The sequence below is a fragment of the Rhizobacter sp. genome, from assembly GCF_031412495.1.
Taxonomy (GTDB): domain Bacteria; phylum Pseudomonadota; class Gammaproteobacteria; order Burkholderiales; family Burkholderiaceae_C; genus Schlegelella_A.
This window is the reverse complement of record NZ_JANODC010000418.1, coordinates 1-6,551: the sequence shown is the minus strand read 5'-3', so window position 1 is coordinate 6,551 and position 6,551 is coordinate 1. Positions and strand designations below refer to the sequence as shown.

The 6,551-nt window shown below is 72.4% G+C and carries 6 protein-coding genes; 3 read left to right on the top strand and 3 right to left on the bottom strand.

Annotated features, from left to right (window positions below):
- The 3 genes from AC30N0_RS15445 to eno form a co-directional block, all read left to right on the top strand.
- Positions 1 to 468: ketopantoate reductase family protein (locus tag AC30N0_RS15445; protein ID WP_489518790.1), on the top strand; the 468-nt coding region annotated here is incomplete at its 5' end.
- A complete protein-coding gene (locus tag AC30N0_RS15440; RefSeq protein ID WP_489518789.1) occupies positions 455 to 1,495 on the top strand; it encodes a phosphotransferase family protein in 1,041 nt (346 codons plus the stop codon). The genes AC30N0_RS15445 and AC30N0_RS15440, both read left to right, overlap by 14 nt.
- Positions 1,492 to 2,778, top strand: a complete 1,287-nt coding sequence (gene eno, locus AC30N0_RS15435; RefSeq protein WP_489518788.1) for a phosphopyruvate hydratase — start codon at positions 1,492 to 1,494, stop codon at positions 2,776 to 2,778. The genes AC30N0_RS15440 and eno overlap by 4 nt, the downstream gene beginning before the upstream one ends.
- 33 nt (positions 2,779 to 2,811) lie before the next feature.
- On the opposite strand, the gene AC30N0_RS15430 is transcribed toward eno, so the two are convergent.
- The 3 genes from AC30N0_RS15430 to AC30N0_RS15420 all read right to left on the bottom strand — a co-directional run.
- Positions 2,812 to 3,672 carry an alpha/beta fold hydrolase gene (locus AC30N0_RS15430; RefSeq protein ID WP_489518787.1) on the bottom strand — a complete coding sequence of 287 codons (861 nt, stop codon included), beginning with the start codon at positions 3,670 to 3,672 and terminating at the stop codon, positions 2,812 to 2,814.
- On the bottom strand, positions 3,669 to 5,327 hold the full coding sequence (locus AC30N0_RS15425) for an FAD-dependent oxidoreductase (protein WP_489518786.1): 1,659 nt from the start codon (positions 5,325 to 5,327) through the stop codon (positions 3,669 to 3,671). Before AC30N0_RS15425 ends, AC30N0_RS15430 begins: the two co-directional genes overlap by 4 nt.
- 11 nt (positions 5,328 to 5,338) lie before the next feature.
- Positions 5,339 to 6,551 (bottom strand): TRAP transporter large permease (locus tag AC30N0_RS15420; protein ID WP_489518785.1); only part of this gene is annotated, 1,213 nt, incomplete at its 5' end.

Here is a 6,551-nt window from a genome sequence, read left to right as displayed (position 1 = left end):
GCGGTCGCGCGTCGTCTGCAGGACCTCGTCGACTTCTTCGCCTCGGCCGGCGTGCCGGTCCGCATCTCGCCCGACGTGATGGCCGAGCTGTGGTCCAAGCTGATGGTGAACTGCGCCTACAACGCGATTTCCGGCATCGCGCAGGCCACGTATGCCGACCTGGCGGCGCTGCCGTCGGTTCGCGACCTGCAGCACGCGGTGGTCGGCGAGGTCGTCGCGCTCGCGGCGGCCGAGGGCGTCGACCTGCGCCTCGCCCCGTCGCTCGATGCGATGCAGCAGATCGCCGCCGCCATGCCGGGCCAGCGCTCGTCGACGGCGCAGGACATGGCCCGGCGCAAGCCCAGCGAGATCGAGCACCTCAACGGCTTCGTCGTTCGACGCGGCCGCGAGCTCGGCGTGCCGACGCCCGCCAACCAGGCCCTGTACGCGCTGGTCAAGCTGGTGGAGGCGGGCCATGGCGAGCGCTGACGCGTCGGCGGTCGCGGCGCCGCGGGCCGAGGTGCCCGCCGCGTTCGCGCAGGCCCTGCGCGAGCTCGGCCTCGCCGGGCCGCAGCCGCTGACGGGCGTGCCGCTCACCGGCGGCGTCTCATCGGACATCTGGCGCATCGACGACACGACGCGAGGGGCGGTCTGCGCCAAGCGCGCGCTCGCCCGCCTGCGCGTCGCCGCTGACTGGCGCGCGCCGATCGAGCGCAATCTCTACGAGGCCCGCTGGATGAGGGTCGCCGGCGAGGCGGCGCCGGGCTGCACGCCCGAGGTGCTCGGCCAGCATCCCGCGCTCGGCGTGCTCGTCATGAGCTGGCTGCCGCCCGATCGCTACGCCTTGTGGAAGCAGGCCCTGCGCGAGGGCCGGGCCGAGCCCGCGGTCGCTGCGGCCGTGGGCCGCGTCCTGGCCCGGATCCACGCCTTCTCGGCGGCGCGGCCGCAGCTGGCAGCGGACTTCGACACCGACGCCATCTTCTTCGACATCCGCCTCGAGCCGTACCTGCTGGCGGCGGCCGCGCGCCACGCCGATGTCGCGCCTGCACTCGAGCGGCTGGTCGAGGTCACGCGATCGACGCGGCTGGCCCTGGTCCATGGCGACGTCAGCCCGAAGAACATCCTCCTGGGTCCGGACGGGCCGGTGCTGCTCGACGCCGAGTGCGCCTGGTGGGGCGACCCGGCCTTCGACCTCGCCTTCTGCCTCAACCACCTGCTCCTCAAGTGCCTGTGGACCCCGGCCGCGACGCGCGGCTTCCTCGACAGCTTCGACGCGCTCGCCGCGGCGTACCTGGCAGGCGTCGGCTGGGAACCGGCGCCGGCCCTGGAAGGCCGTGCCGCCGCGCTCCTGCCTGGGCTCCTTCTCGCCCGCGTCGACGGCAAGTCGCCCGTCGAGTACCTCGCCGACGACGCGTCGCGCGACACGGTGCGGCGCGTCGCGCGCGCGCTGCTGCAGGCGCCGGTGCAGCGACTCGGCGAGGTGAAGGCGGCTTGGCAACGGGAGCTTTGCACATGAGCTCGACCGAGATCCGCTCGGTGCACGGCCGCCGCGTCTGGGACAGCCGCGGCCGGCCGACGGTGGAAGCCGAGGTCGCCCTGGAAGACGGCGCCATCGGCCGCGCCATCAGCCCGGCCGGCGCGTCTAAGGGTTCGCGCGAGGCGCACGAGCTGCGCGACGGCGGCGCCGCGTTCGGCGGCCTCGACGTCACGCGTGCCGTCGCCCACGTCGACGGCGAGATCGCCCGTGCCGTGATCGGTCTTCCGGCCGACGACCAGGCGGGCCTGGATCGATGCCTCGTCGCCCTCGACGGCACGCCCGGGAAGACGCGGCTCGGCGCCAACGCGACCCTCGCCGTGTCGATGGCCGTCGCGCACGCCGCCGCGGCGTCGCTGCACCTGCCGCTGCACGCGTACTTCGGCGGCGCCGACGCCACGCTGCTGCCGATGCCGCAGATCCAGATCTTCGGCGGCGGAGCGCATGCCAACCGCCGCGTGGACATCCAGGACTTCATGGTCGTCTGCCCCGGCGCTACCCGCTTCGCCGAGGCGCTGGAATGGACGGCCGAGGTCTATCGCTGCGCCGGCGTCCTGATGCACGAGCGCGGATCGCACTTCGGCATCGCCGACGAAGGCGGCTGGTGGCCCGACTTCGCCACCAACGAGGAAGCGCTCGACCGTCTCGTCGAGGCGATCGAGCGGGCCGGCTTCGTGCCGGGCGAGCAGGTGGCGATCGCCCTCGACGTCGCCGCCTCCGAATTCGGCAGCGGCGGGCGCTACCGGCTGGGCCTGGAAGCGCGCGAGCTCGATGCCGACGGCTTGATCGAGCTGCTGCTGCGCTGGATCGACCGCTACCCGATCGTCTCGATCGAGGACCCGCTCGCCGAGGACGACGCCGACGCCTTCGCCCGCTTCACGCGCGCCGCCGGGTCCGGGCTGCAGATCGTCGGCGACGACTTCCTGGTCTCGGACGCAGCGCTCGTCCGCCAGGCCGCCGCCGCAGGCGCGGCGAACACCGTGCTGCTGAAGCCGAACCAGCGCGGCACCCTCACCGAGACGCTCGAGGCCTGGCGCACGGCGCAGTCGCTCGGCTACGCCGGCATCGTCTCGGCGAGGTCGGGCGAGACCGAGGACACCACCATCGTCCACCTGGCGCTCGGCTGGCACGTCGGCCAGCTGAAGGTCGGCTCCTTCGCGCGCGGCGAGCGCATGGCCAAGTGGAACGAGGCCCTGCGCATCGAGGAGCGCCTCGGCGCACGGGCGCGGTTCGCGGGAATGCGCGCCTTCGGGCGCAGCCGCTGAGGGCGCAGAGCCGCGGGCCGACGGCCAGTCGGCTCAGGCGCGCCGGAAGTGCGCGAGCAGGAGCTCGGCGAGCTCGGCCGGTCGCTCTTCGGGAACGAAGTGGCCGCTGTCCGCCACCACGGCGCCGGTGACGTCGTCGGCGACGAGGGCGAGCGACTGCTCCGGCTCGCTACCGCGGCCGCGCGCCTCGGCCCGGCCGCCGCCGACGGCGAGCACCGGCATGCGCAGGCGCAGGCCGCCCTCGAGCAGGGCACGGTTGTCGGCGGCGTCGCGCGGGATGTTGCGGTAGAAGGCGAACCCCGCCTCGAGGGCCCCGGGCTGCGTGTAGGTGCGCAGGTACTCGTCGAGATCGGCCGCCGCGAACACGCCGCGTTGCCAGGAGAACGCCTCGTAGAACCAGCCGAGGTAGGCGCGCTCGCGCCCGCGCACCAGCGCCTCGGGCAGGTCGGGGGTCATGTGGAAGGCGTGGTGCCAGCGCTTGCCGCCTTGCGAGATGTCGGGGCCGATGCCGGGCAGCGTCACGTCGACGATCGAGAGGGTGGCGATCGCCTCGGGGTGCGCTGCCGCCAGGGCGAAGGCGACCGGCCCGCCCCAGTCATGGCCGACGAGGTGCCAGCGGCGCAGGCCGAGCCGCTCGCCGAGCAGCTGCCAGAGGTCGGCGGCGATCGTCTTCTTGTCGTAGCCGGCGGCCGGGCGCGAGCTGTCGCCGAGGCCGCGCAGGTCGGGCGCGATCACGCGGTGCCGCGCGCCGAGCAGCGCCATCACGTGCCGCCACTCGTACCAGGTGGAGGGCCAGCCGTGCAGCAGGACGACCGGCTCGCCGCAGCCGAGGGCGGCGTAGTGCAGCTCGACCTCGTCGAGCTGCTCGCGGTGGTGTTCGATGGTCATGCTCATGCAGGCAAGCCGTCGCTCCAGGCGAGCGGCACGCCGTCATTGCGCAGGCTGCGCTGGAAGGAAGCCAGGCCCGTCGCCCGCAGCGCCGCCGGCGTGATGCGGCGCCGGACCGCGTCGGCGGCGACGGCTCCGGCCGCTTCGCCGATGTTCCATTCGACCGGATGCAGGCGGTAGCAGCCGTTGGTCAGGTGCGTGGTGCCGATGTTCTTGGCGGCAGCGACGAGATTGGCGATGCGCACCGGCAGCAGGGCGCCGAGCGGAATCTGGAACGGCCGCGTGCGACAGCTCAGGCCCAGGTCTTCGTCGCCCGAGCGGTGGATGTCGATGGGATACCAGCCGATGCCGACCGAGTCGGCAAACGGCGCAGCGAACGGGCCGGGCTGGAACTGCGTCGACACCTCCTGCTCGAGCACCGTCTTCAGCGCCACGATGCGGCGTGACTCCCGGATATAGGGATGCTTGGCCAGGCCGTCGGCGCTGCCCATGACATCGGGGCGCAGCATCAGCTCGGGGGCGCCGTGCCGCGTGCCCTCGGCCGGGGCCTCGGTCTGCAGCCAGTGCAGGAAGCCGAGGCTCACGCGCTTGGCATCCTGCAGCGCGGCGGCGACGTCGTGCGCCGGCCGGTCGATGATCGAGCGGTCGCGGTAGTCGTTGCCCGGCCAGTTGAACAGCGTCAGGTCGTTCGGCAGCGCCGGGCCGAAGTGCGCACCGGCAAGCAGGCGGCGATAGTCCCAGAGACCGCCCTTGGTGCCGGGCATGCGCTCGTACAGCCTGTAGGCGAGGCGGCCGCTCTCTTCGCCGTAGATCTCGCCGCCGTGCACGTCGATGGTCAGGCTGTAGGGCTGCGTGTCCCGGTAGTGGCGGTACTTTTCCGGCTCCGCGATCGTGTGCGTCTCGCCCATCGGGCGGCGCTCTGCGGCGAACGGGTAGGTGAAGCTCTGCACGCACTGCGCCTTGGCCTCGAGCAGCTGCGCGTGCGCCTCGCCGGTATCGGCCACCGACTCCGCGCCGACACGGTACTCGGCGCGGGCCAGCGGCAGCACGTCGCCGAGCTCGGTGGCGTCGACGACGATCACCGGCTCGAAGCGCAGGCGGTTGCCGTCGTCCAGGTTCATCGCCGTGAGCGAGCGGATGCGGTCGGCGGTGGCGTCGACCGCGATCGTCTTCGTGCGCAGGTGAACGGTGAGGGCGCCGCTGGCCACGTGCGGCGCGAGGATCGCCTGCATCGCCTCGGCTCCGGCGCGCGGCTCGAAGGCGAGGCGGCTCACCCAGCAGGCGCCCGGGTTGAAGTCGGGCGCGGTGCCCGCCGCGCCGGCGAGTGGCCGGTAACGGTCGCGCAGGCGCGCACGAAGCGCCTGGTACGAGGCGGTGCCGCCGAAGGTCTCGATGTGCTCGTGCTCGTCGAGCGCCGAAACGCCCTGGGCGCTGAGCTGGCCGCCGAGCCAGTCGGTCTCCTCGAGCAGGCAGGTGCGGCAGCCGCGCCGCGCCGCGGCCAGGGCGGCCGCGACGCCGCCCATGCCGCCGCCGACGACCAGGACCTCGCATGGGACGGCCTCGCTCGCTGGGGCCGGGCCGACCGGCAGCACCGCGATACCGGGGTCGCCGCTCACGGGAACCCGCATCACGTCGACCAGCTCGTGCAGCCGGCGTTCCATGCGAGCGCGGCCTACTTCGCCATCGTGCTCGGCAGCCACAGGGCGATCTGCGGAAACGCGATCACCAGGCCGAGCGCGAGGATCTGCAGGCCCATGTATGGCCAGATCGAGCGGAAGATGTCGCCGAGCGAAATGTCCGGGGGCACCACGCCCTTCAGGTAGAAGGCGGCCGGCCCGAACGGCGGCGAGATGTAGGAGATCTGCATGTTCATGCAGAAGAGGACGCCGAGCCAGACGAGGTCGAAGCCGAGCGTCGCTGCCACAGGCACGAAGATCGGCGCGGTCAGCAGCAGGATGCCGATCCAGTCGATGAAACAGCCGAGCACGATCCAGATCAGCATCATGATGATGATCACGCCCATCGGGCCGACGGGCAGGCCGGTCATGGCGTCCTGGATCAGCTTGGTGCCGCCGGCGAGCGTGTAGACGCCGATCAGGGCCGACGAGCCGAAGAAGAGCCAGTAAAGCATCGCCGTGACCTTGGTCGTGTCCTCGACGGCCGCGCGGATGCTTTTCCAGCTGAGCTTGCGGTTCCAGGCGGCGGCGAGCACGGCGCCGGCGACGCCGACGCCGGCCGCCTCCGTCGGCGTCGCCCAGCCCATGTAGAGCGAGCCGAGAACGCTGAAGGCGACCAGCCCGGGCAGGATCAGCTCCTTGAGCAGGGCCAGCTTCTCGCGCAGCGGCATCGCCAGGTCCTCGGCCGAGGCCGGCGGCGCCAGATCCGGCTGCAGCTTGCAGCGGACGATGATGTAGACGATGTACATGCCGGCGAGCATCAGGCCGGGGATCACGCCGGCCATGTAGAGCTGGCCGATCGAGACGCCCGCGGTGAGGCCGAACATGATGAAGACGACGCTCGGCGGGATCAGCGTCGCCAGCCCGCCGCCGGCGCAGATGCAGCCGAGCGCCAGGTCCTTCTTGTACTTCTTCTCGAGCATCGCCGGCAGGGCGACGACGCCCATGGTGACGATCTCGGCGCCGATCACGCCGACCATCGCCGCCATCAGGGCGCACGAGATGATGACGGCGACGGCCAGGCCGCCGCGCAGCCGCCCGGCCCAGACGTGCACGGCGCGGAAGATAGCCTCGGCGATGCCGGCGCGCTCGAGGATGCAGGCCATGAAGATGAACAGCGGCACCGAGACGAGCACGTAGTTGCCCATCAGCGTGAACATCCGGCTGACGATGAGGTTCAGCCCCGGCAGCCCGAACAGCACGACCGCG

Bases quoted from the DNA above. Each gene is read 5' to 3' on its own strand.
- AC30N0_RS15440 (WP_489518789.1), top strand. From the start codon at position 455: ATGGCGAGCGCTGACGCGTCGGCGGTCGCGGCGCCGCGGGCCGAGGTG.
- eno (WP_489518788.1), top strand. From the start codon at position 1,492: ATGAGCTCGACCGAGATCCGCTCGGTGCACGGCCGCCGCGTCTGGGAC.
- AC30N0_RS15430 (WP_489518787.1), bottom strand. From the start codon at position 3,672: ATGAGCATGACCATCGAACACCACCGCGAGCAGCTCGACGAGGTCGAG.
- AC30N0_RS15425 (WP_489518786.1), bottom strand. From the start codon at position 5,327: ATGGAACGCCGGCTGCACGAGCTGGTCGACGTGATGCGGGTTCCCGTG.